This window comes from Limnovirga soli (genome assembly GCF_013106755.1).
GTDB classification, from domain to species: domain Bacteria; phylum Bacteroidota; class Bacteroidia; order Chitinophagales; family Chitinophagaceae; genus Limnovirga; species Limnovirga soli.
In genome coordinates this window covers 68790-89520 of sequence record NZ_WHPF01000006.1, presented here as the reverse complement: position 1 = coordinate 89520, position 20731 = coordinate 68790, and the positions used below count along the sequence as shown (strand labels likewise).

At 38.1% G+C, this 20731-nt stretch carries 19 protein-coding genes; 12 read left to right on the top strand and 7 right to left on the bottom strand.

The genetic code is table 11. From position 1 onward, the window contains the following. The first annotated feature begins 107 nt into the window (after window positions 1-107). Window positions 108-1607, top strand: coding sequence for a signal peptidase I (lepB, locus tag GD597_RS09335; protein WP_171607581.1), 1500 nt, complete (start codon window positions 108-110; stop codon window positions 1605-1607). Between the two features lie 91 nt (window positions 1608-1698). Further along, the gene (locus GD597_RS09330; protein ID WP_171607580.1) at window positions 1699-2184 is read left to right on the top strand and encodes a cytidine deaminase; all 486 of its coding nucleotides are present in this window, start codon (window positions 1699-1701) and stop codon (window positions 2182-2184) included. A gap of 112 nt (window positions 2185-2296) precedes the next feature. Here GD597_RS09330 and GD597_RS09325 read toward each other — a convergent pair whose 3' ends face one another. After that, entirely contained in the window at window positions 2297-2884 is a 588-nt protein-coding gene (locus GD597_RS09325; protein WP_235954250.1) for a methylated-DNA--[protein]-cysteine S-methyltransferase, read from the bottom strand. 64 nt (window positions 2885-2948) lie between these two features. On the opposite strand from GD597_RS09325, the gene aroQ reads away from it, so the two are divergent. Both aroQ and GD597_RS09315 read left to right on the top strand, forming a co-directional pair. Continuing rightward, entirely contained in the window at window positions 2949-3374 is a 426-nt protein-coding gene (aroQ, locus tag GD597_RS09320; RefSeq protein WP_171607579.1) for a type II 3-dehydroquinate dehydratase, read from the top strand. 127 nt (window positions 3375-3501) lie between these two features. Further along, window positions 3502-4203 carry a hypothetical protein gene (locus tag GD597_RS09315; RefSeq protein WP_171607578.1) on the top strand — a complete coding sequence of 234 codons (702 nt, stop codon included), beginning with the start codon at window positions 3502-3504 and terminating at the stop codon, window positions 4201-4203. A 6-nt stretch (window positions 4204-4209) separates the two neighbouring features. Here GD597_RS09315 and GD597_RS09310 read toward each other — a convergent pair whose 3' ends face one another. After that, complete coding sequence (locus GD597_RS09310; RefSeq protein ID WP_171607577.1) at window positions 4210-4857, bottom strand: phosphatase PAP2 family protein; 648 nt, start codon at window positions 4855-4857, stop codon at window positions 4210-4212. 57 nt (window positions 4858-4914) lie between these two features. Between GD597_RS09310 and GD597_RS09305 the strand changes: the two genes are divergently transcribed. Next, complete coding sequence (locus GD597_RS09305; protein ID WP_171607576.1) at window positions 4915-6906, top strand: LTA synthase family protein; 1992 nt, start codon at window positions 4915-4917, stop codon at window positions 6904-6906. 147 nt (window positions 6907-7053) lie between these two features. Continuing rightward, the gene (locus tag GD597_RS09300; protein ID WP_171607575.1) at window positions 7054-7440 is read left to right on the top strand and encodes a hypothetical protein; all 387 of its coding nucleotides are present in this window, start codon (window positions 7054-7056) and stop codon (window positions 7438-7440) included. A gap of 47 nt (window positions 7441-7487) precedes the next feature. On the opposite strand, the gene GD597_RS09295 is transcribed toward GD597_RS09300, so the two are convergent. Further along, window positions 7488-8231, bottom strand: coding sequence for a class I SAM-dependent methyltransferase (locus GD597_RS09295; protein ID WP_171607574.1), 744 nt, complete (start codon window positions 8229-8231; stop codon window positions 7488-7490). Between the two features lie 139 nt (window positions 8232-8370). On the opposite strand from GD597_RS09295, the gene glmM reads away from it, so the two are divergent. The 3 genes from glmM to lpxD all read left to right on the top strand — a co-directional run bounded on the left by glmM (window position 8371) and on the right by lpxD (window position 12241). Further along, a complete protein-coding gene (gene glmM / locus GD597_RS09290) occupies window positions 8371-9753 on the top strand; it encodes a phosphoglucosamine mutase (RefSeq protein WP_171607573.1) in 1383 nt (460 codons plus the stop codon). A 197-nt stretch (window positions 9754-9950) separates the two neighbouring features. Next, window positions 9951-11081 (top strand): cysteine desulfurase family protein, encoded by a 1131-nt coding sequence (locus GD597_RS09285; protein WP_171607572.1) that lies wholly within the window; start codon window positions 9951-9953, stop codon window positions 11079-11081. Window positions 11082-11224: 143 nt separating this feature from the next. Further along, window positions 11225-12241 carry a UDP-3-O-(3-hydroxymyristoyl)glucosamine N-acyltransferase gene (gene lpxD, locus GD597_RS09280; RefSeq protein WP_171607571.1) on the top strand — a complete coding sequence of 339 codons (1017 nt, stop codon included), beginning with the start codon at window positions 11225-11227 and terminating at the stop codon, window positions 12239-12241. Between the two features lie 231 nt (window positions 12242-12472). Here lpxD and GD597_RS09275 read toward each other — a convergent pair whose 3' ends face one another. Continuing rightward, the gene (locus tag GD597_RS09275) at window positions 12473-13687 is read right to left on the bottom strand and encodes a TCR/Tet family MFS transporter (RefSeq protein WP_171607570.1); all 1215 of its coding nucleotides are present in this window, start codon (window positions 13685-13687) and stop codon (window positions 12473-12475) included. A 358-nt stretch (window positions 13688-14045) separates the two neighbouring features. Between GD597_RS09275 and GD597_RS09270 the strand changes: the two genes are divergently transcribed. From GD597_RS09270 to GD597_RS09260, 3 genes are all read left to right on the top strand, one after another. Beyond that, window positions 14046-17060, top strand: coding sequence for a 4-alpha-glucanotransferase (locus tag GD597_RS09270; protein ID WP_235954248.1), 3015 nt, complete (start codon window positions 14046-14048; stop codon window positions 17058-17060). Between the two features lie 282 nt (window positions 17061-17342). Continuing rightward, a complete protein-coding gene (locus GD597_RS09265) occupies window positions 17343-17837 on the top strand; it encodes a DinB family protein (RefSeq protein WP_171607569.1) in 495 nt (164 codons plus the stop codon). Window positions 17838-17912: 75 nt separating this feature from the next. Then, the gene (locus GD597_RS09260; RefSeq protein WP_171607568.1) at window positions 17913-19100 is read left to right on the top strand and encodes a glycoside hydrolase family 172 protein; all 1188 of its coding nucleotides are present in this window, start codon (window positions 17913-17915) and stop codon (window positions 19098-19100) included. 58 nt (window positions 19101-19158) lie between these two features. On the opposite strand, the gene GD597_RS09255 is transcribed toward GD597_RS09260, so the two are convergent. The 3 genes from GD597_RS09255 to GD597_RS09245 are packed head-to-tail and all read right to left on the bottom strand — an operon-like array spanning window position 19159 to window position 20557. After that, a complete protein-coding gene (locus GD597_RS09255) occupies window positions 19159-19614 on the bottom strand; it encodes a YhcH/YjgK/YiaL family protein (RefSeq protein WP_171607567.1) in 456 nt (151 codons plus the stop codon). Between the two features lie 11 nt (window positions 19615-19625). After that, entirely contained in the window at window positions 19626-20030 is a 405-nt protein-coding gene (locus GD597_RS09250) for an SET domain-containing protein (RefSeq protein ID WP_171607566.1), read from the bottom strand. A gap of 2 nt (window positions 20031-20032) precedes the next feature. Further along, window positions 20033-20557: a GNAT family N-acetyltransferase gene (locus GD597_RS09245; protein ID WP_171607565.1), complete on the bottom strand. Its 525-nt coding sequence runs from the start codon at window positions 20555-20557 to the stop codon at window positions 20033-20035. Window positions 20558-20731 lie beyond the last annotated feature (174 nt).

The window sequence follows — 20731 nt, the reverse complement described above, 5'->3', positions numbered from 1 at the left end:
AGTTTAGTTTTAGGTTAAATTGCCGTAGATAATTATGAAAACTTTGTGCAGTTTGATTTTGAAACCTTTAAGAGAATGTTATTTTTGCGCACATTAAATTTAATAAAATGGGTTGGATTATATTTATTCTTGGCACTATAGGTTGGCATTTAGGTATTTATGGCATGTTTAAAAAAGCAGGAATAACTCCCTGGAAAGCCTTTGTTCCATTTTATAATACATGGTGTATTGTTGAGGTTTGTAATATTCCCAAATTTTGGTTTTGGTTACAATTAATACCTATTGCCGGACAGTTTATTACTATTTGGATTGTAATAATTTTTGTAATGCATTTTGGTCGTTTTAATGTTGCAAACCACACTGCTGCAGTGTTTTTGCCATTTGTTTACCTGCCTTATTTGGGATATTCAAAAGAAGTACGCTGGGGTGGTACTGAAGTAGTACGCCTGTACCAAAAATCTCCTTCCCGTGAGTGGGTAGATGCTGCTGTATTTGCTATTGTAGCTGCTACCATTATCAGGACTTTTATTTTTGAAGCATATACCATACCTACAGAAAGTATGGAAAAGACCTTGTTGATTAACGACTTTCTGTTTGTAAATAAAATGAGCTACGGGCCAAGATTGCCTCAAACACCCATCAGCTTTCCATTTGTACATAATACCTTGCCCGCTATGCCCACAACCCCTTCGTATTTAAAGTGGATACAAGTTCCTTATACCAGATTACCAGGATATACAGATATAAAACGCAACGATGTGGTGGTGTTTAATTTCCCGGCAGGGGATACCATAATTAATTTGGAGGGTTTTGGTTCGGCTGTACCTTATTATGATATGCTGCGCGAAAGATATAATGGCAACCGAGATGCCCTGATGGCAGATTATGTTGGTCATATTCTGGTGCACCCAATGGATAAAACTGATAATTATATTAAGCGCTGCGTAGCCATCTATGGAGATGTGTTACAGGTAAAAGCCGGTGTATTGTATATTAATAATCAACCTGCATTTGTGCCTCCGGGTTCTCAAATAGATTATAATGTTCCCATTAATGGTAAACCTGTTACCGCCGAATTTTTAAATGATCAATTGGATATAAATACCAGTGCCGGTTTAGGTGATATTATGCCCGATAGTGGTTGTGTAATTATAAACATGACACCTGAAGAAAAAGTAAAAGTGGAAAAACTGGTTGGCGGTACCTGCAAGCCGGCCTTGTATACCCAGGAAAACACATTCCCATACAGCAACCTTTCGGCCAATTGGTCAAGAGACTTTTTTGGGCCAATTACCATTCCCCAAAAAGATGTTGCCATTACACTTACTGCAGATAATATTGAATTATACCGACGTTTAATTACCGTGTATGAACACAATACGCTGGAAGATAACGGAGGTAAATTTATTATTAACGGAAAAGAAACCAACACCTATACACCCATCTATAATTATTACTGGATGATGGGCGATAACCGTCACCGTAGCCAGGATAGCCGTTTCTGGGGTTTTGTTCCCGAAACACATGTGGTAGGTAAAGCATCCCTAATCTGGTTTAGCTGGAATAATGGTCCGCGTTGGGATCGCTTGTTCAGTAGTATTAAATAGTGTAACTTTATTTGCCAAATAAATGGGGTCCCCGCAACTACTGTAGCGGGGACCTTTTTATCTTAATAGGGTTTATTTTAAAAACTAATCTATGCACCAGCAACAACTTATTTTTAATTACCATGTTTTTGCCTCAATTGATGAGCTAAAGGAGGACGATGCCTTATTGCTGCATAAAGCGAGGGCTGCCACCGATCACGCATATGCACCCTATTCTAAATTTCATGTAGGCGCAGCAGCCCACTTGCAAAACGAAGCAATTGTAACCGGCAGCAATCAGGAAAATGCAAGTTATCCTGTTGGTATTTGTGCCGAGCGGGTGCTGCTTTCATCTGCCTCCTCTCAATACCCGGGTGTAGGTATTAATACCATGGCCATAGCCTGTAATAACCTAAATAGTATCAGCAATAAACCGGCTGCGCCTTGCGGTATTTGCCGGCAAACCATACATGAATATGAAGAAAGGCAACAATTCCCCATTCGGCTTTTATTAAGCGGCATGGAGGGTGAAGTTTACCTGATAGATCAATCGGCTGCATTGCTGCCATTAGGCTTTGGTAGTGCGGATTTAAAATAGGTTTTTGGTTACAGGGGCCAGCATAAAAATGAAGCTTTACTTGCCACGCTCGGTTTATCGTTCCGATTCTTTGGGCGGCAAACAACCAGGCATAAGTAGTTAAAAGTATTTTTTAGAAAAGCGTTTGTACGCCGTGTGCAATTCTAAATTCGTGTTGTAATAACCATTTCTTCCTCCACAAACCACCAGAATAACCGGTTAAAGATTTATCAGTACCTATAACCCGGTGGCAGGGCACTATAATGGCAATTTTATTTTTGCCATTGGTACTGGCAGCAGCCCTAATTACTTTAGGGTCGCCCAGTTTTTTGGCCAAATCCATATAGCTAATGGTTTTACCAAAGCCAATATGCACCAATTCGGCCCAAACCCTTTGTTGAAATTCTGTGCCTTCCTGATGAACGGGAATGGTAAAATGTCTGCGTTTGCCATTAAAAAATTCAATCAATTCTTCAGTACACTGGTGTATTACATCACTAATCCCCGGTTCGCCGTGTATTACCTGATCGGGATTGTCAACAAAAGTTAATTCTGCAATATAGCTATCTGTGCCGCCAATTTTAAGCATGCCAACAGGGCTTTGGTAATACGTGTAATATAAATTATCCATATAGCTAAATGCCAGCGATTTTAAGTTTTGTAATTCCTTGATTAAAGGGTGAAAGTTAATAATTTTTTCATCTACCGCAATGTAGTGCATCTAATGCAGTGTTATTAGTATTTTTACAATTAAACAGGCACGCAACGCTTTTTAAACAATACGCATGAAAATAGCAATTATCAATGGTCCAAATTTAAATCTGCTGGGTACCCGGGAACCTTCAGTATATGGCTCTCAAACATTTGAACAGTATTATGGGGTGTTACAAAATTTGTATCCGGATATTACGTTTGATTATTACCAGAGCAATGTAGAAGGTGAGTTGATAAATGCTTTACAGCAGCGTGGTTTTGATTATGACGGTATTGTTATTAACCCTGGTGGGTATACTCATACTTCAGTGGCACTGGGCGATGCCATTGCGGCTATTACCACACCTGTTATTGAAGTGCATATCAGCAATGTACATGCAAGGGAGGATTTTAGGAAAATTTCGCATGTGTCGGCAAAATGTAAAGGTACCATTAGTGGATTGGGGTTGGCAGGTTATAAATTAGCAATACAATGGTTTATTGATCAGGCGAAATAAAAAGGTTTAGCTAGTTGGTTAACTAATAGAATACCGGCTGTTTTGCTGCAAAGAATTACCACAGTACAAGTGTGCGACGCAAGAATGCTTAATGCCTGCACTGCGGTTGGGCTAATAAAAATTGATTATGCTACAAAAGAAATATTTGTTGTTTTTAGTGCTGGGTTTACTAAGTGTAAATATGGTTTTTGCACAATGGAAATCGTATAAGCTTGGTGCTAAAGGTGATACGCTGAACCGGGTGGATATGAATAACCTGAAACAGGGGCAATGGCTTATTGAACAGCCTCCATTAAGAGGCGAACCAGGTTATTTGGAAACGGGTATTTACATAAACGATAAAAAAGAAGGTGCCTGGAGTACCTATACTTTAATTGGCGATATATTAAGTAATGAAAATTATAAATGGGGATTAAAAAACGGACTTAGTACTTTTTATAACAGTATGGGTGTTGAAAGAATTGAGAGTTGGCGGGCATTTAACCCTGCAAATGCCTATGATACCATAGATGTACCAGACTTACATTCGGATACGGTATATAAACGTATTATAAAATCAGAACCAGAGTCGGCAAAACATGGTACCTGGAGTTTTTATAACGCTGCCACTGGCGCCCTGATAAAAACAGAGGAATGGATTCTTAACCAAATGATGGATATAAAAAAAGAAGCGGCCTATTATAAAAGTAGCACCATGGTGGCAGAAAAACCTAAATACATAAAGAGTGATTCTGCTTCATTAAAAAAACCACCGGAGGTTCAGTTATATGAGAAAAAAAATTCTGGCAAGAAAAAAGTTCGCGTTAGAGACGGGGCTACCGGCGGATAAGGCCATTTAATCTACATCGTTTTGCAAAGCCGCTGCAAATGGTAATAAAGGCGGCCAGCCAACCTTACGCATAAAGATTGTTGCAGTTAATTTACCGATGCCAAGGCCCAACAAGGCGCCGCAGATAATATCTAAAGGATAGTGAACTCCCACATATACCTGTCCATAACTAATGGTGGCTGCCCACACAAAAAATACTCCTCCCCATTTACCAAAAAAAGGTTTTAATGTAACATATAAAAAGCAAGCCATCGCAAAATGGTTGGTAGCATGCGATGAAGTAAAACTGCCGCTACCCGGGCAATGGTTAAGTAGTAATCTTACCTTGTACATCAGCACATCATCGCCGCAGGGCCTGGGTCTTGCCACCCAGTTTTTAATAATACCGCTACTAATTTGATCAGATAACCCAACAGTGGCAATAAATAAAAGAATCCAGGGCCAAACCTTCCATCCAAAATTGTACAATACCAGAAAAATCAGGAAAAAATACAGAGGCATCCAGGTGCTGGCCTCCCTCCACCACGGGTAATTGGTATCTAAAAAGGGGGTTGTCCAGCTATTGTTTATTTTTAAAAATAGCCAAGTATCCCAGCTTTTAAGTGTTGCCAGTAACTGAGAAAAGAAGCCCGCGCTACCATCTAACAAAAACATAGGCTAAAATTAAAGTAAGCAGTAACTAACGTTATTTAATTATTAAATTTGCCGCTTATGAATAAGTTAAAAGTACCAAGATACATTCAATGGATTGTATTAACCGGCATTATTTTTTTATTTCTGATGAGTTTAATGCGTATGGCTTTGGTACTAAGCTTTACCATACCAACAAACAATAATACCCCATTTGCAGATGTTTTTTTACTTGGATTAAGGTTTGATATCAGGGATGTATGTATTGCTTCATTACTACTATTTATTATTGGTACAATTCCTGCTTTACACCCTTTTGAAAAAAAATGGGGCAGGCGCACCAGCTTTATTATTTGGACAATTTTAATTATTGCTTTTGCCTTTTTTTATGTGGTAGATTTTGCCAATTATGCCTATTTGTCGCAAAGGCTAAGGGCTAGTTTATTAAACTTGTTACAGGATACAAAAACATCGCTTGGGTTGGTTTGGGAGAATTACCATGTTGGGTGGATTATTTTAGCCATGATTTTATTGGTAAGTGCCATGCTTGGCCTGGTACGAATGCTCTATAATATTGTGTTATCAAGGCCAAAACTTACTACCAAAGTCAGCCGGATTACCTGGAGCATTGTATTTTTTCTAATAATGGCATTGGGAATTTTTGGCAGGTTTAATCAATATCCGTTGCGTTGGAGCGATGCATTTAGCTTTGAAAACGATTATGCCGCCAATGTTGCCTTAAACCCATTTCAATCTTTTTTTAGTTCTTTAGAATTTCGTAAATCGTCATACGATCTGGATGCTACAAAAAATGCATATTCATGGATGAGCAATTATCTTGGGGTTGATAAGCCGGATAGTAATAGCCTCAACTATAATCGCTTTGTACATCCAATTGACACAGCACAACCCAAACCATTGAATGTAGTAGTGGTTATTTGTGAATCATTTAGTGCCTATAAAAGTTCTATGTATGGCAATCCATTAAATACCACGCCTTATTTTAACGAACTATGCAAACAGGGTATTTTCTTTAACCGTTGTTTTACCTCTTCCTATGGTACGGCCAGGGGTATTTGGGCAACTATTACCGGCATACCTGATGTTGATTTTATAAACACTTCCAGCCGCAATCCTTTAGCAGTAGATCAGCATTCCATCATCAACGATTTTACCGGGCACGACAAAATGTATTTTATCGGTGGCAGTACCAGCTGGGCCAACATTCGTGGCCTGCTAACCAATAATATTAAAGATGTACATATTTACGAACAGGATGATTATGATGCACCTAAAATAGATGTATGGGGCGTAAGCGATAAAAACCTGTTTCTTGGGGCCAATAAAATACTGGCTGCAAAAACAAAACCTTTTTTTGCCATCATTCAAACTTCAGATAATCACAGGCCATATACCATTCCCGAAGAAGACCTGAATGAATTTAAAAAGCAAGCTGCCTCAAAAGACAGTTTAAAGAAATATGGATTTGAAGATGTAGATGAATTCAATGCATTTCGATATACCGATTTTGGTTATAGAAAATTTATGGAAGCCGCCAGTAAAGAAGCCTATTTTAAAAATACACTCTTTGTTTTTATTGGCGATCATGGTATACAGGGCGACGTTGGCAATATGTTCTCAAACGCCTGGACAAACGAACTTTCTGCCGAGCATGTGCCCTTGTTATTTTATGCGCCTGGTATTTTACAACCCAAAGAATATGGATTTTATGCATCTCAAATAGACCTATTGCCAACAGTGGCGGGCATTTGTAAAATCCCTTACCGTAACAGTACTTTGGGACGCGATTTGCTTGATACAGCCCGCATAACTTCCGGAGCTGTTAACAATAATGCCGTTTTTATATTAGATCCAAATAATAAACGTATTGGTGTAATAAAAGGCAATTATTATTTTAGTTATGGCGCCGGCAATAGCAGCCCCGCTCAAATTATGAGTGTAGTGGATAATAATAAAGTTGTGCTAACCGACTCGTTAAGCAAAGAATATAAAGCCATAACCGATGCGTTTTACGAAACCGCACGATACCAACTGTTAAACAATAAAAAATAGTATTTGTAGCCTGGCAAAAATCAGGTAGCAGCTGTACTTGCGTCGCACTCTTGTACTTTATCAATACTATGCAGCTATAAAGGCATGGTTTTAATACCCATTTTTTTAAAGAAATTTTTAAAAATGTATATTTACAAAAACGCTACCATGAAAAAAATAAGTATTGTACTGATTATTTGTTGTGGTTTTACTCAACTACAGGCGCAGGTAACCAATAGTTATGCTGACTATCTTCAAAAGCAAAAAAATTATAAGAAAATTGCCGGATTAGAATTGCCTTCCATTAATATGCAACAAAAAATTCCGCTAGCTATAGTTCAGCCAAAACCAGCCCAAAATAACAATATGGATAATATGCCCATTGTTGGAAATACAGGAACCTTTACGTTTGTGGAAAATAAAAACGGATTTGAAATCTATACATCTTCAGTAGATAAAATGCCGGTTTTAAAACCAGATGCAGGTTTTGAATCAAATATGCCTGTCGCAGGGGTTAAACAAGGGTATATTACGACGCTTAAAAAGCAAAATTGAAAAGGGAAAAATATAGCAACGCCTTAAAAATATTCAACCCAAAAAAATTACTTCATTTTTTTTGCAATAATAATTAGCCTGGGCGAATTTGGTTCATCATATTGTCCTAATTGGTAATTGCCGAATACCTCCTGTACTTTTAAATGCTGTTTGGAAAGCATTTCAGTAAGTTGCAGTAAAGAAAACTTGGCCACTTTTTCGGTATAAACAGGCATTGTTTCAGTGCCGGGAACAGCAATTTTTATTTCCTTAAAAAAATGTTCCTTTGTTTGCCAGCGTTTAATCGTAAAAAAGGCATCTTCAACAGCGGCATTTTCGGTAGGTATTAAATGTGTTGTAACATAACTGGCATTTAGATAATCAATTACAAATATGCCACCGGTTTCCAGGCTTTGGGCAATCGTTCTTAAGGCATTATCATGTTCCCTTTGGGTATTAAAGTAACCAAAGCTGGTAAAAAAATTAAACGCGTATTTAAAGTAGTTGATATAAAATGGCAGCCGCATGTCGTGTACAAAAAAATGCAGGTTTTCTGCCTGATATTTCAGCGCCTCCGAAATGGCAGGTACCGCAATATCAATCCCGGTAACATCGAACCCCATTTCAGCCAGTTCGCGGCTGTGTCTACCTTTTCCACAAGCTACATCCAGCATAAGTGAGCCACTGGCAGGCTGTAAATGATTCACCAGCCTTTCAATAAATGCGGCAGCCTCAGCCTCGTTTCTTTTGTAATATAAAACCTCGTAATAAGGAGAGCTGAACCAGTCTTTATACCATTCTTTTGCTGCCATAATTAATAAAATTAGGGTAAAGTTAAATATATCAAACTGTTAAGCATTATAAAGAAATTTCTTTTATCACATCAAACGGTTGAGTTGGTAAAAAGTAATTTTTTTCAATTAAGTTTGCTGTTACCAAAATTGTTGAGAGATGGCGCTAATCAAAAGTATTTCAGGTATTAGAGGCACAATTGGTGGTAAACCCGGTGAAACACTAAGTCCCTTAGATGTTGTTAAGTTTACTGCCGCTTATGGCACTGTTTTATTAAAAGAAAAACACCAAAATAACAAAGTTGTTATTGGCCGCGATGGTCGTATAAGCGGAGAGATGGTTCAAAGGCTAGTTGTAAGTACCTTAATAAGCCTTGGCATGGACGTTATTGATCTTGGCCTTAGCACCACACCTACCGTTGAAATGGCTGTTATATTTCACGAAGCTGCAGGTGGGATAATTTTAACAGCAAGTCATAATCCAAAAGAATGGAATGCTTTAAAATTACTAAATAGCAAAGGTGAATTTTTTAGTGCAGCAGATGGAGCCGAAGTATTAGCAATTGCCGAGGGCGAGAAATTTAGTTTTGCAGGCGTAGATAAATTGGGCACGTATAGTACTGACGATACGGCCTTAGATAAACATATTGAAGCTATTATTAATTACCCGTTGGTAGATGTTGTAGCCATTAAAAAAGGTAAGTTTAAAATTGTAGTGGATGGTATTAACAGTACTGGTGCCACTGCAGTGCCAGCTTTATTAAAAGCGCTTGGGGTAAAAGACTTTACAGTACTGAATGAAGAAGTAAATGGAAAATTTGCCCATAACCCTGAACCATTACCACAACACCTTAACCAGTTATGTAATGAGGTAAATAAACAAAAGGCTTCTTTAGGTATTGCTGTAGATCCTGATGTTGACAGACTATGTTTTGTTGCCGAAGATGGTTCTTTATTTGGTGAAGAATATACTTTGGTTGCAATTGCTGATTTTGTTTTACAGCAGCGCAAAGGCAATACCGTAAGTAATATGTCATCTACCCGTGCATTAAAGGATGTTACCGTTGCAAACGGTGGGGAATATTTTCCCAGCGCTGTTGGAGAGGTAAATGTAGTAACCAAAATGAAAGCTGTAAATGCAGTAATTGGAGGAGAAGGCAATGGCGGAATTATTGTACCCGATTTGCATTATGGCAGGGATGCATTAATAGGTATTGCTTTATTTCTTACACAATTGGCTAATAGTAAAAAAAGTGTTTCGCAGTTAAGAAGACAATACCCCGATTATTTTATGAGCAAAAACAAAATAGAATTGGATAACGGGGTTGATATAAAGAAGATTTTTAGTCACATTCAAAAGAAATATAAAAACCAGCCTATTAATACAGAAGATGGTTTAAAGATTGAATTTGATAAAGACTGGGTGCATTTACGTACCAGCAATACAGAACCTATTATCCGTATTTATGCTGAAAGCAGTTTCGAAACAACATCTGATAATATTGCACGTAGGTTGATGCACGATATTAGGGAAAGTATGTAATGCTATTTTACAGGAAATTAAAACTCAAAAAATCTCTTTCAAAGAGATTTTTTACTTTTGCGGCCTGCCACGATTATGGCAGTAGCATTTATTCAACTGCAAATTGTTTTAGTTCGAATTTTTGAATAGGGATTTGTGGTAATGCAATCTTCTTTATCCGGCCTTATTTCATACATAAGGTTATAACACAAGCATCTATGATCAATAGAATTTATTTAGATAATGCGGCAACAACATCATTAGATCCGGAGGTTTTAAATGAGATGATGCCCTATTTAACCACTTATTTTGGTAACCCATCTTCTATATACAGCTATGGCAGAGAAACAAGACTGGCAATTGAGAATGCCCGTAAAACAGTTGCGAAACTGCTAAATGCACATCCTGCAGAGATTTTTTTTACCAGTGGCGGCACAGAAAGTAGTAATACGGCGATTACTGCTGCAGTTAGAGATTTGGGTTGTAAACATATTATATCCTCAAAAATTGAACACCACGCTACCTTGCATACGGTAGAATACCTCAGTAAGCAGGGAGAAGCACTTTTAAGTTATGTAAACCTTTTACCAAATGGCCAAATTGATATGGCGCATCTGGAGCAATTGTTGGCAGGTAGTACTGAAAAATGCCTGGTAACACTTATGCATGCCAATAATGAAATTGGGAATATGCTCGATATTCATGCTGTTGGTAATCTTTGCAAAAAATATGATGCGGTTTTTCATAGCGACACAGTACAAACTGTTGGCCATTTTCCTTTTGATTTACGCAATACACCAGTACATTTTATAACAGGGGCAGGTCATAAATTTCATGGCCCTAAAGGCGTAGGTATTTTGTATATAAATGAACAAATAAAAATAAAGCCCTTTATTAACGGAGGTTCGCAGGAAAGAAATATGCGGGCAGGTACCGAAAATCTGTATGGCATTATTGGATTTGCAAAAGCGCTTGAACTGGCTACACAACATTATGAATCCGACAGCAATTATATTGGCGATCTAAAGTTTTATATGAAAGAACAACTGGAGAAAAATATTCCCGGTGTAACTTTTAATGGTGATGTGTTGGGCAAAAGCCTGTATGCCGTTTTAAGCGCAAGTTTTCCTATGACCGATAAAAGTGAAATGCTTTTATTTAATCTGGATATTAATAATATTTGTGCCAGTGGAGGTAGTGCTTGTACCAGTGGCGCCGATATTGGCAGCCATGTTATACATGCCATTTATGGAAATACAAATACCGTAACCGTTCGTTTTTCATTTAGTAAACACAATACGAAAGCAGAGATAGATACGGTTATAGAAAAATTGAAGTCAATTGTTTAATTATCTCTCTTTATTCGTTGTTTCTGAACTTTATAATAAATAAAAATATTTGTTGGTTTGTATAAAGTTTCTGATTGCAAATATTATTTGTTTTAAAACAAATCTTTACTTTCCAATATTCTATATAAAATCAATTCATATCAATGAAATTCTCCGCCAGCCAAATTGCAGGTTTACTAAACGGTACTATAGAAGGCGATGCCAATGCCAGTATATCCACACTATCTAAAATTGAAGAAGGTGTACCTGGCTCTATTTCCTTTCTTTCAAATCCCAAGTATACGGCTTATTTATACCAAACGCAGGCTTCAATTGTAATAGTAGAAAATACACTTGAACTTACCGGGCCGGTATCGGCAACCTTAATAAGGGTAGAAAGTGCTGCGGCTGCTTTTGCTACTTTGCTCGAAATGTATAACCAGGTTAAATTGAACAAATCTGGTATTTCTCCGCAATCATTTATTTCCCCATCGGCTAAAGTGGGTACTAATATTTATGCCGGCGAATTTAGTTTTGTGGGCGAAAATGCGGTAATTGGTAATAATGTAAAAATTTATCCGCAGGTGTATATTGGCGATAATGCGGTTATTGGTGATAACACAACCCTGTTTGCAGGGGTTAAAATTTATTCTGAAACGCAAATTGGCAAGAACTGTATTATTCATGCTGGTACCGTAATTGGTAGTGATGGTTTTAGGTTTAACCCGGAGAACGACCATAAAAAAGTACCTCAAATTGGTAATGTAATTATTGAAGACGATGTTGAAATAGGTGCCAATTGTGCTATTGACCGGGCCACATTGGGCTCAACTATCTTACGTAAAGGGGTTAAGTTCGATAACTTGATTCATATTGCCCACAATGTAGAAATTGGCGAGCATACCTATTTTGCTGCCCAGGGTGTGGTGGGCGGGTCTACCAAAATTGGTAAAAATTGTATGATTAGCGGGCAGGTGGGTATGGTAGGCCATTTGCAAATTGCAGACCGCACTACAATGACGGCCCAAACCGGAATTTCAAAAAGTATAACAAAACCAGGCGAAACATATATGGGCTCACCCGCTTTTGAAATTTCCAAATACCGCAAAGCATATATTCAATTTCGTAATTTGGAAGCATTGGCCAAAAGGGTAGAGCAACTGGAAAAACAGGGTAAATAAATGTCTTTTAATTTTTATTAGCCTGACTGCAAATACAGTTTGGGCTTTACTTGCGTCGCACTCTTGTACGTCAGGCACCATATTCGGCAATAAATAGGGTGGTTTTTCCATTAGCATTTTTCATTGCTGCCACAAGGCGGGAACCCTGAACCGAGCGTGGCAAGAGCCGATGCCATATAAATCTACAGCCTGTTAAACAAAAATTGACTAAAACCTTTACGGGGTAATGTTTTAGAACCCCGTTTTTTTGAAGCTACGCCATGCCATAAATGCACTTATAAAAGTAAGTATGGCACCAGTTAAAAATGGTGCACCAGGGAATATGAAAGGTGCATTGGTACTGGTAAAATAGGCGAATAGCGTTGTCATAATAGGTGGGCCAATAATAGAAGTGGCACTCATTAAACTGGTAAGCGCACCCTGTAATTCCCCTTGCTCATTTGGTGGAATATGACTGGAAATAATGCCTTGTATAGAAGGCCCGGCAATACCACCAAATGCATATGGAATCATAAAAATGTACATCATCCAACCCTGTGTGGCAAACCCAAATAGTAAAAAGCCTACACTATATAAAATAAGCCCAATATATACGCTTTTGTGCTGGCCCAGTTTGGGTATAATAATCCTTATCAGTCCGCCCTGTACTAAGGCAATCATTATACCTACAAATGTTAGGGAATAGCCAACCAACTGGGGTGTCCAGTTAAATTTTTCCATGTTATAATATGTCCAGGTACTTTGTACGGCATGGGCAGAAATATAAACCAATATGAGCGAAACAATTAAGCCAGAGAAAGCCGGATACTTTTTTAACTGCAAAATAGAACCCAACGGGTTGGCTCTTTTAATGTCAAAGGGTCTTCTGTTTTCTTTTGATAGCGATTCGGGTAAAATAAAATAGCCATAAAGCCAGTTTATCAATGCCAAAGCAGCCGCTGCAATAAAAGGCACCCTTGCACCCAAATGTGCTAATTGTCCGCCAAGACCGGGGCCAATAATAAAACCAAGTCCAAATGCAGCGCCAATCATTCCAAAATTTTGGGTTCTTTTTTCCGGTGTACTAATATCAGCAATATATGCAGAAGCGGTGCTAAAACTTGCCCCGGTAATGCCGGCAATAATCCGCCCAACAAATAGCCAGGCAATGGTAGGCGCAACAGAAAGAAATAAATAATCTATGCCAAATCCAAATAAAGAGAAAAGTAATACCGGTCTTCTGCCATATTGATCGCTTAGGTTGCCTATAACCGGTGCAAATACAAACTGCATAAAAGAATAAGCGAAGGTTAGCCACCCCCCATATTCAGCTGCTACACTCAGGTTTCCACCCACCATTTCCTGAATAAGCATGGGTATAACGGGTATAATAATGCCAAATCCAATTGAATCTATTAATAAGGTTATAAAAATAAACCCAATGGCTGCCTGCTTTTTATCTTTCATTCAAAAATGTATTAAATACTTTATTAATAATGCTAAGGTTAGCGAAATTCTGTTTTATGGTTGAAACTATTCTAAAATATTTTCTACCAGTTTCTTAGAAAAGATTTGTGTATTAATTACACATTACTTATTTTAGTCCTCTATATTTGTACTTGAAAATGCTGGATTGCTATATGAAAAAAGTTATACCTAACCCTTTTTAGAGTAGGTATATCAAATCTTTCTGCTGCTTTATTAAGCAGGCATGCATTTATGGTGATGGGTAATTGTATGACACAGTTAGTTCTATAAACATAAATTATTTGACAAGCAAACCCGAAGCATTCGTTTTTTGCCATATAACTAACTATTGCACAACATGAAAACAGGAAACGGGAAAAAGAAATCAGCAGGAGATAAGGCTGTAGCATTGGCAAATTCATCTGAAGAGCAAATTTTGCCAATGGTTAGCGCTACCGAAAAAAAAACAACAACAAAAAGTATTTCTAAACGAAAACCCGCAGTAGCTGATGAAACTGTTGTACCTGCAACAGACAAAAATATTGAAAAGACTGCTGTAAAAAAAACATCTGATGCAAGGAAAAAAGCTGCAGCTACGCCAAAAAAGGCTGCCATTACTACATCTGCAAAGCCATTAAATACCAATACAATGAAATCCTCACTTGTAAAGATAACCTTCATGTTAAGGTTTAAAACCAGGTACGGACAAAGCCTATTTATTACCGGTAACCATCCCGTTTTAGGTGATAATGATTACGGAAAAGCCTTGCCGTTAAGTTTTTTAAATGATGAATTTTGGGCTTTATCCATTGAAATGGACCCTCAAATTATTCCTGCTGAAGGCATTACCTACAACTATGGGTTAAAAAATGAGGATGGCGCTATCAATATTGACTGGGGAAAGGATAAAATCATTAATGCCAGCAGTCTTTTAACAGAAGAGGTGCTTATTATAGATTGCTGGAATCATGCCGGATATGCAGAGAATACATTTTATACCGAACCTTTTAAAAACGTATTACTTAAGCAGAATTATACGCCTGTAAAACAAGTAGCTGCTAAAAAGGTATCGCATGTTTTTAAAGTAAAATCACCATTATTACAAAAGGGGCAAACGCTTTGTATGATTGGTAATACAAAGGAATTGGGTAATTGGGAAGAAGCCAAGGCAATAGTATTAAATCGTGCAGAAAATGAAGATTATTTTACGGTGCAGCTCGATATTTCAAAAACACAATTCCCTATAGTATATAAATATGGTGTTTATGATTTGAATGAACAAAAGATGATCCTATATGAAACCGGTAATAATCGTGTTTTATATGATGCTGTTAATAAAAATAAAACAACCATCGTAAATGACGGATTTGCTGTTTTACCCATAAATGGTTGGAAAGGTGCCGGTGTGGCCATTCCCGTTTTTAGTCTTAGGTCTGAAAATAGTTGTGGTGTGGGCGAATTCACTGATTTACATTTATTGGTAGACTGGGCTAAAAAAGTTGGTTTAAAACTTATTCAGATTTTGCCAGTAAACGATACTACTGCCACCAATACCTGGACAGATAGTTATCCCTACGCTGCTATTTCAGCTTTTGCACTGCATCCCATGTTTTTGAATCTTGAAAAGGCAACCGATACAAAAAATAAGCATTTACTAGAGCCCATTGGTGCACAACAACAAACACTTAATAAATTAGATACTGTTAATTACGAAGCGGTAAATACACTTAAATGGGGCTATATAAAACAAATATACCCATTACAAAAAAAGCAACTTTTCGAATCCGACGATTATGCCCAATATTTTCAAATAAACAAACACTGGCTGGTTCCATATGCAGCATTTTGCTATTTAAGGGATAAGAATGGAACCGCTGATTTTAACCGCTGGACCTCATTAAGGAAATACAATGATGCTGCAGTGGAAGCACTAATGCATCCCGACGCAGAAAGTCATGATGAAATTGCCATTCACTTCTTTGTACAATATTTGCTGCATCTTCAATTAAAGGATGCTACACAATATGCACATGATAATGGTATCATAGTAAAAGGTGATATTCCAATTGGAATTTACAGGTATGGTGCTGATGCCTGGCAACATCCTGATTTATACCATATGCATTTTCAGGCAGGCGCCCCTCCCGATGACTTTGCGGTAACAGGCCAAAACTGGGGTTTCCCAACCTATAACTGGGCAAGGATGAAAGAAGATGGCTTTACCTGGTGGAAACTGCGTTTCGAGCAAATGAGCTACTATTTTGATGCATTTAGAATAGATCATATCCTCGGTTTTTTCCGCATCTGGAGTATACCCTTACATGCAGTAGAAGGTATTATGGGGCATTTCGAGCCCTCTATTCCCATCCATATTAATGAGTTTAACGAGAGAAATATATGGTTTAACTATAACCGGTATTGCCGTCCTTATGTTACCGAACAACTGATAAATGATCTTTTTGGAGATCAGGCAAACCATGTTAAAAGTAGTTTCCTTGTTTACGATGGTTTTGATAATTACCATTTTAAAGCAGATTTTGATACCCAGCAAAAAGTAGAACAATATTTTAGCCGACTCGAAAACAACGAACATAACCAATGGTTAAAAAAAGAACTTTTTGGCTTGCTCGCAAACGTAATAATGTTCGAGGCGGATGGTTCAGCCGGTCAGCAATTCCATTTTAGAATTGCTATGGATAGCACCACTTCATTTAAACAACTGGATGCCGGTACTCAATACCAGTTAAAAGAACTGTATTTAAATTATTTCTTTTCGCGTCAGGATGATTTTTGGAAACAGGAGGCTTTACAAAAATTACCAGCACTTAAGCGTTCAACCAATATGCTTATCTGTGGCGAAGATCTTGGAATGGTGCCCGCATGTGTGCCCGATGTTATGCAACAGCTGGGTATACTTAGCCTCGAAATTCAGCGTATGCCCAAAGATCCCAAAACGGAGTTTTTCCATCCGGCAGATGCACCTTATCTAAGTGTGGTAACTCCTTCCACACACGATATGAGTACTGTTAGAGGCTGGTGGGAAGAAGACCGTGGCATTACCCAGCGTTTCTATAACAACATCATGGGGCAATGGGGCAACGAACCTTATTTCTGCGATGCCTGGGTAAACAAAGCAATCGTATTGCAGCATCTCTTTTCTCCCGCCATGTGGAGTGTATTCCAGTTGCAGGATATATTGGGTATCAATGCCAAAATCCGCAGGGCTAATCCGCATGATGAAAGAATAAACGTGCCTGCAAACCCTAAACATTACTGGCGTTACCGCATGCATCTTACTTTAGAAAATCTTTTGCAGCAAACCGATTTTAACGATGACTTATTGCAAAACATAAATGCCTCTGGCAGAATTTAAAAAAAGGCCCGGAACAATTTCCGGGCCTTTTTAATGGCTTCAAATACTGTCGGTTTTTTATTTCCTATGGCAAGGATAATAACAATTTATTGCTTTTCAAATGGGTGGTACTTAGCTGTAAAGCAGGTGGCATCGTTCCTTGTGTCACTCACTTGTACTGCAGGTACATTATTCAGCAAAACAATTCTCTTGTTTAATTAAATGCGGGCATTTTTTATAAAAACGCTCATCAAATTTGTTACCATGGATTGGTTATAACTATTATATTTATAAAAAATATTTATGTCATTACACCAATCTTTACTTGCAGAACTAAAGCAGGAAGCTGCCGGCACCAAAAGAATGCTGGAAAAGGTTCCAACAGATAAATTTAACTGGAAACCACACGAAAAATCTTTTTCGCTGGGTAAACTGGCCATTCATGTAGCCGATATGATCAATTGGGTACACGTAACCATTAATCAGGACGAATTAGATTTTGCCAATAATTCATATAAAACCCCCGATATAGAAACCAGTGAACAGCTGCTTGCTTTTTTTGAAGAAAGCCTTGCCAATGCAGTTACTATTCTTGGCAGTACTACAGATGAGGTACTTGATCAGAATTGGACTATGCGAGCTGGCGAAACCATCTATTTTACCTTGCCTAAAAAAATTGTTCTTCGCACCTTTGTTTTAAATCATATTGTGCACCACAGGGCACAATTATCAGTTTATCTCCGTTTACTTGATATTCCTATTCCTGGCATGTATGGCCCAACTGCAGATGAAGGATAAATACAATAGCAATTAATTACTATATTCAATAACCAGTTTTATAGCTGGTTATTTTTTTACATTAATGCCTGCTTTATGAGAATAATGTTGTTAGCCATATTCCTGTTTTTTATTTGCACAGCCAAGGCGCAGGAATTATATATTATGCCAAAGGGTAACCCCACCTCTCACATGAGTAGTTTCGAAAACCTTAATGGTTTAAAAGGGCAGGGGGGTATTAGTAACCAATCTGCCAAAGGCAATGCTTTCGAAAGCTTGCCGGCTGGCAAAAGCAAAACATTGCTAAATATTAAAGGTGCTGGTACTATTCAAAGAATGTGGTTTACAGTACGTAACCGTGAGCCACAACAATTACGGTCGCTACACCTGCAAATATTTTGGGATAATGCTACCAAACCCGCTGTAGACGTGCCTTTTGGTGATTTCTTTGGTGTTGGCCTGGGCCGTACCACCATATTCGAATCGGCTTTATTCAGCAGTCCCGAAGGCCGGTCTTTTAATTGCTATATTCCCATGCCATTTAAAAATGAGGCCAGGGTTGTTCTTACCAATGAAGGTGCGGTAGATGAAATGTTATTGTTCTACGATATTGATTTTATACGTGCTAACGCCCAGCCTGCAGATATGCTGTATTTTCATGCTTATTGGCATCGGCAAAAATCATCAGCTATTGGTGCCGGTTTTGATGTTTTACCCGGTATTACAGGTAAAGGACGTTATTTAGGTGCCAATATTGGTGTAAATGCGGATACCAGCTACCGAGGATCCTGGTTTGGAGAGGGAGAGGTAAAAATGTTTATTGATGAGGATACAAAATACCCCACCATTAACGGTACGGGTACAGAGGATTATATTGGTACCGGTTGGGGGCAGGGGGTTTTTATTAACCGTTATCAAGGGTGTACTATAGCTGATGAAGCCAAACAACAATATTGTTTTTATCGCTTTCATATTCCTGATCAGGTGTTTTTTTATAAGAACTTTAAAGCCTCCATTCAACAAATTGGCGGTGCCGATCTTGAAATGGTGCGTGGATTTTTAAAAAAAGGTGCCCGCCTACAACCAATTACGGTAGCAAATGATGCTACTGGTTTTGTAAGGCTTTTTGAGGGAAAGTATCCTGAAATAATGGATGCTGGTTTTCCAAGTGGTTGGGTAAATTTTTATCGCAGTGATGATTATTCAGCTACTGCATATTTTTATTTGGATAAACCACAAAATAATTTGCCAGCCTTGGCACCTGTTGCCGAAAGGATTAATTAAATGGAAGATTAGAACTAAGTAATTGAATAAATATGTAATCTGTTTTTGAGCTAGAATTTTATTCAACAGCTACTTTTATTACAATTTTTTTTACAGGTAAAGCTATTTCATTTTTGATACAGGGCATATGTAAATCCGTTGGGAAAAAGATCATAAACATGCCTGCCTGCAACTTACTAAAAAATGCAGGTGCTTCACCAAATAGCATATAATCTGCAGCTTCATCATAAGCTTGAACAGGTATTTGATTGATGAGAAGGGCATGGCCTACAAGTTCTTCACCGGCAATCATATACTGAACATCAATGTATTTTTTATGCGATTCCATTTTTTCATTTGCCATATCCAATGTGTCGTACTCCTGCACAATGGCAAATAGTTTTTCACCATCAATAGCATATTTGCCCGGTGCAATTTTAGGTAAATTGATATTTTGTAAATAGTGTAAGGCTGCTGCTATGCCTTTGTGCAGGTTATAATAAGAGTGTGCATTAAAAAGTTGGTCAATTATCATAATAATTTGGGTTAAAGATAGCCAATGCATCCTGGCATGCCACAGTTGCATTTTAATTTTCCATCGTGGTGCGTAGGGCCATAGTTGCAGGTAAGTTCTTCGCCCTTTTTTATATTTCTTAAGGCATAGAATTCTACCCTGCTATAACAAACCCGCATAAATGTATTAGGCCGGCATGAGTGATTTACATATCGTAATTCATTGGCATTTATACTGGCATCCAATGCCCTCCCATCTCCAAATTCTACCATGGCTACGCGTTTTGATAAGCTGGCTCTGCGTCGTGCTTCACGTAAAGAAATGATTTCGCCACCAAGGTTGCCAATCTTTTTTTTACCTGTAATGCGTTCTCCGGCAAAAGCACCTGTACCATCAATGGTGCTGGGTTGGTTATAAATGGTGTATTTCAGGTTCATTCTTAAATGTCTTTTTGTAACTGGATAAACTCCAATTTTTGTGTTGGTTTGCCAAATAATTCATTTACCGGAAATGGCTTTTTTATGCCGGTATCATAATAGCCCTTTCGCTCATACCAGGCAATTAGTTCTGTTCTTACCGAGATAACCGTCATTATAATTGCATTGCAACCCATTGCCTGCGCATGTGTTTCTGCCGCTTCCATTAATAATTTACCAATGCCTTTAGCCTGTATTTCGGGTGAAACGGTTAACATACCCAGGTAAATTCGGTTTTCTTGTTTTTCCAGGTATACGCATCCACTAATGCTGCCATCAGGCTCGGTATGTTTTAATATTACAGCATCAGGTTTTAAAAACATTTCCAAAACGCTGGCCTCGTCTGTACGTTGTGGGCCTATCAATAAATCGGCCTCAGTTGTCCAACCTTTTTTGGAGGTATCACCCCTGAATGCGCTATTTACCAAAGAAACAATTTGGGGTATATCAGAATTTGTTGCGACAGTAATATTGGCAATTGGTATCATTTGTCAAAGATAAAGGGGCTGTTTTATTTGTACAATATTGACAGCAAGTTAAACTGGGGGTTTTCTGCGTGAGGGATAGCAGCGGAAAGCCCGCAGCGCAGCGAGGACTTGCAGCGTATAGCCCGACCCGTAAGGGGCACGCCCTGATAATAGGCGTTTTATCAGTAAAGTTTT

Coding starts and splice junctions, on each gene's coding strand:
- GD597_RS09275 (WP_171607570.1), bottom strand. CDS start 13,687: ATGAAAGATAAAAAGCAGGCAGCCATTGGGTTTATTTTTATAACCTTA.
- GD597_RS09245 (WP_171607565.1), bottom strand. CDS start 20,557: ATGATACCAATTGCCAATATTACTGTCGCAACAAATTCTGATATACCC.
- GD597_RS09305 (WP_171607576.1), top strand. CDS start 4,915: ATGAATAAGTTAAAAGTACCAAGATACATTCAATGGATTGTATTAACC.
- GD597_RS09270 (WP_235954248.1), top strand. CDS start 14,046: ATGAAAACAGGAAACGGGAAAAAGAAATCAGCAGGAGATAAGGCTGTA.
- glmM (WP_171607573.1), top strand. CDS start 8,371: ATGGCGCTAATCAAAAGTATTTCAGGTATTAGAGGCACAATTGGTGGT.
- GD597_RS09310 (WP_171607577.1), bottom strand. CDS start 4,857: ATGTTTTTGTTAGATGGTAGCGCGGGCTTCTTTTCTCAGTTACTGGCA.
- GD597_RS09255 (WP_171607567.1), bottom strand. CDS start 19,614: ATGATAATTGACCAACTTTTTAATGCACACTCTTATTATAACCTGCAC.
- GD597_RS09300 (WP_171607575.1), top strand. CDS start 7,054: ATGAAAAAAATAAGTATTGTACTGATTATTTGTTGTGGTTTTACTCAA.
- aroQ (WP_171607579.1), top strand. CDS start 2,949: ATGAAAATAGCAATTATCAATGGTCCAAATTTAAATCTGCTGGGTACC.
- GD597_RS09330 (WP_171607580.1), top strand. CDS start 1,699: ATGCACCAGCAACAACTTATTTTTAATTACCATGTTTTTGCCTCAATT.
- GD597_RS09285 (WP_171607572.1), top strand. CDS start 9,951: ATGATCAATAGAATTTATTTAGATAATGCGGCAACAACATCATTAGAT.
- GD597_RS09315 (WP_171607578.1), top strand. CDS start 3,502: ATGCTACAAAAGAAATATTTGTTGTTTTTAGTGCTGGGTTTACTAAGT.
- GD597_RS09250 (WP_171607566.1), bottom strand. CDS start 20,030: ATGAACCTGAAATACACCATTTATAACCAACCCAGCACCATTGATGGT.
- GD597_RS09265 (WP_171607569.1), top strand. CDS start 17,343: ATGTCATTACACCAATCTTTACTTGCAGAACTAAAGCAGGAAGCTGCC.
- lepB (WP_171607581.1), top strand. CDS start 108: ATGGGTTGGATTATATTTATTCTTGGCACTATAGGTTGGCATTTAGGT.
- lpxD (WP_171607571.1), top strand. CDS start 11,225: ATGAAATTCTCCGCCAGCCAAATTGCAGGTTTACTAAACGGTACTATA.
- GD597_RS09295 (WP_171607574.1), bottom strand. CDS start 8,231: ATGGCAGCAAAAGAATGGTATAAAGACTGGTTCAGCTCTCCTTATTAC.
- GD597_RS09325 (WP_235954250.1), bottom strand. CDS start 2,884: ATGCACTACATTGCGGTAGATGAAAAAATTATTAACTTTCACCCTTTA.
- GD597_RS09260 (WP_171607568.1), top strand. CDS start 17,913: ATGAGAATAATGTTGTTAGCCATATTCCTGTTTTTTATTTGCACAGCC.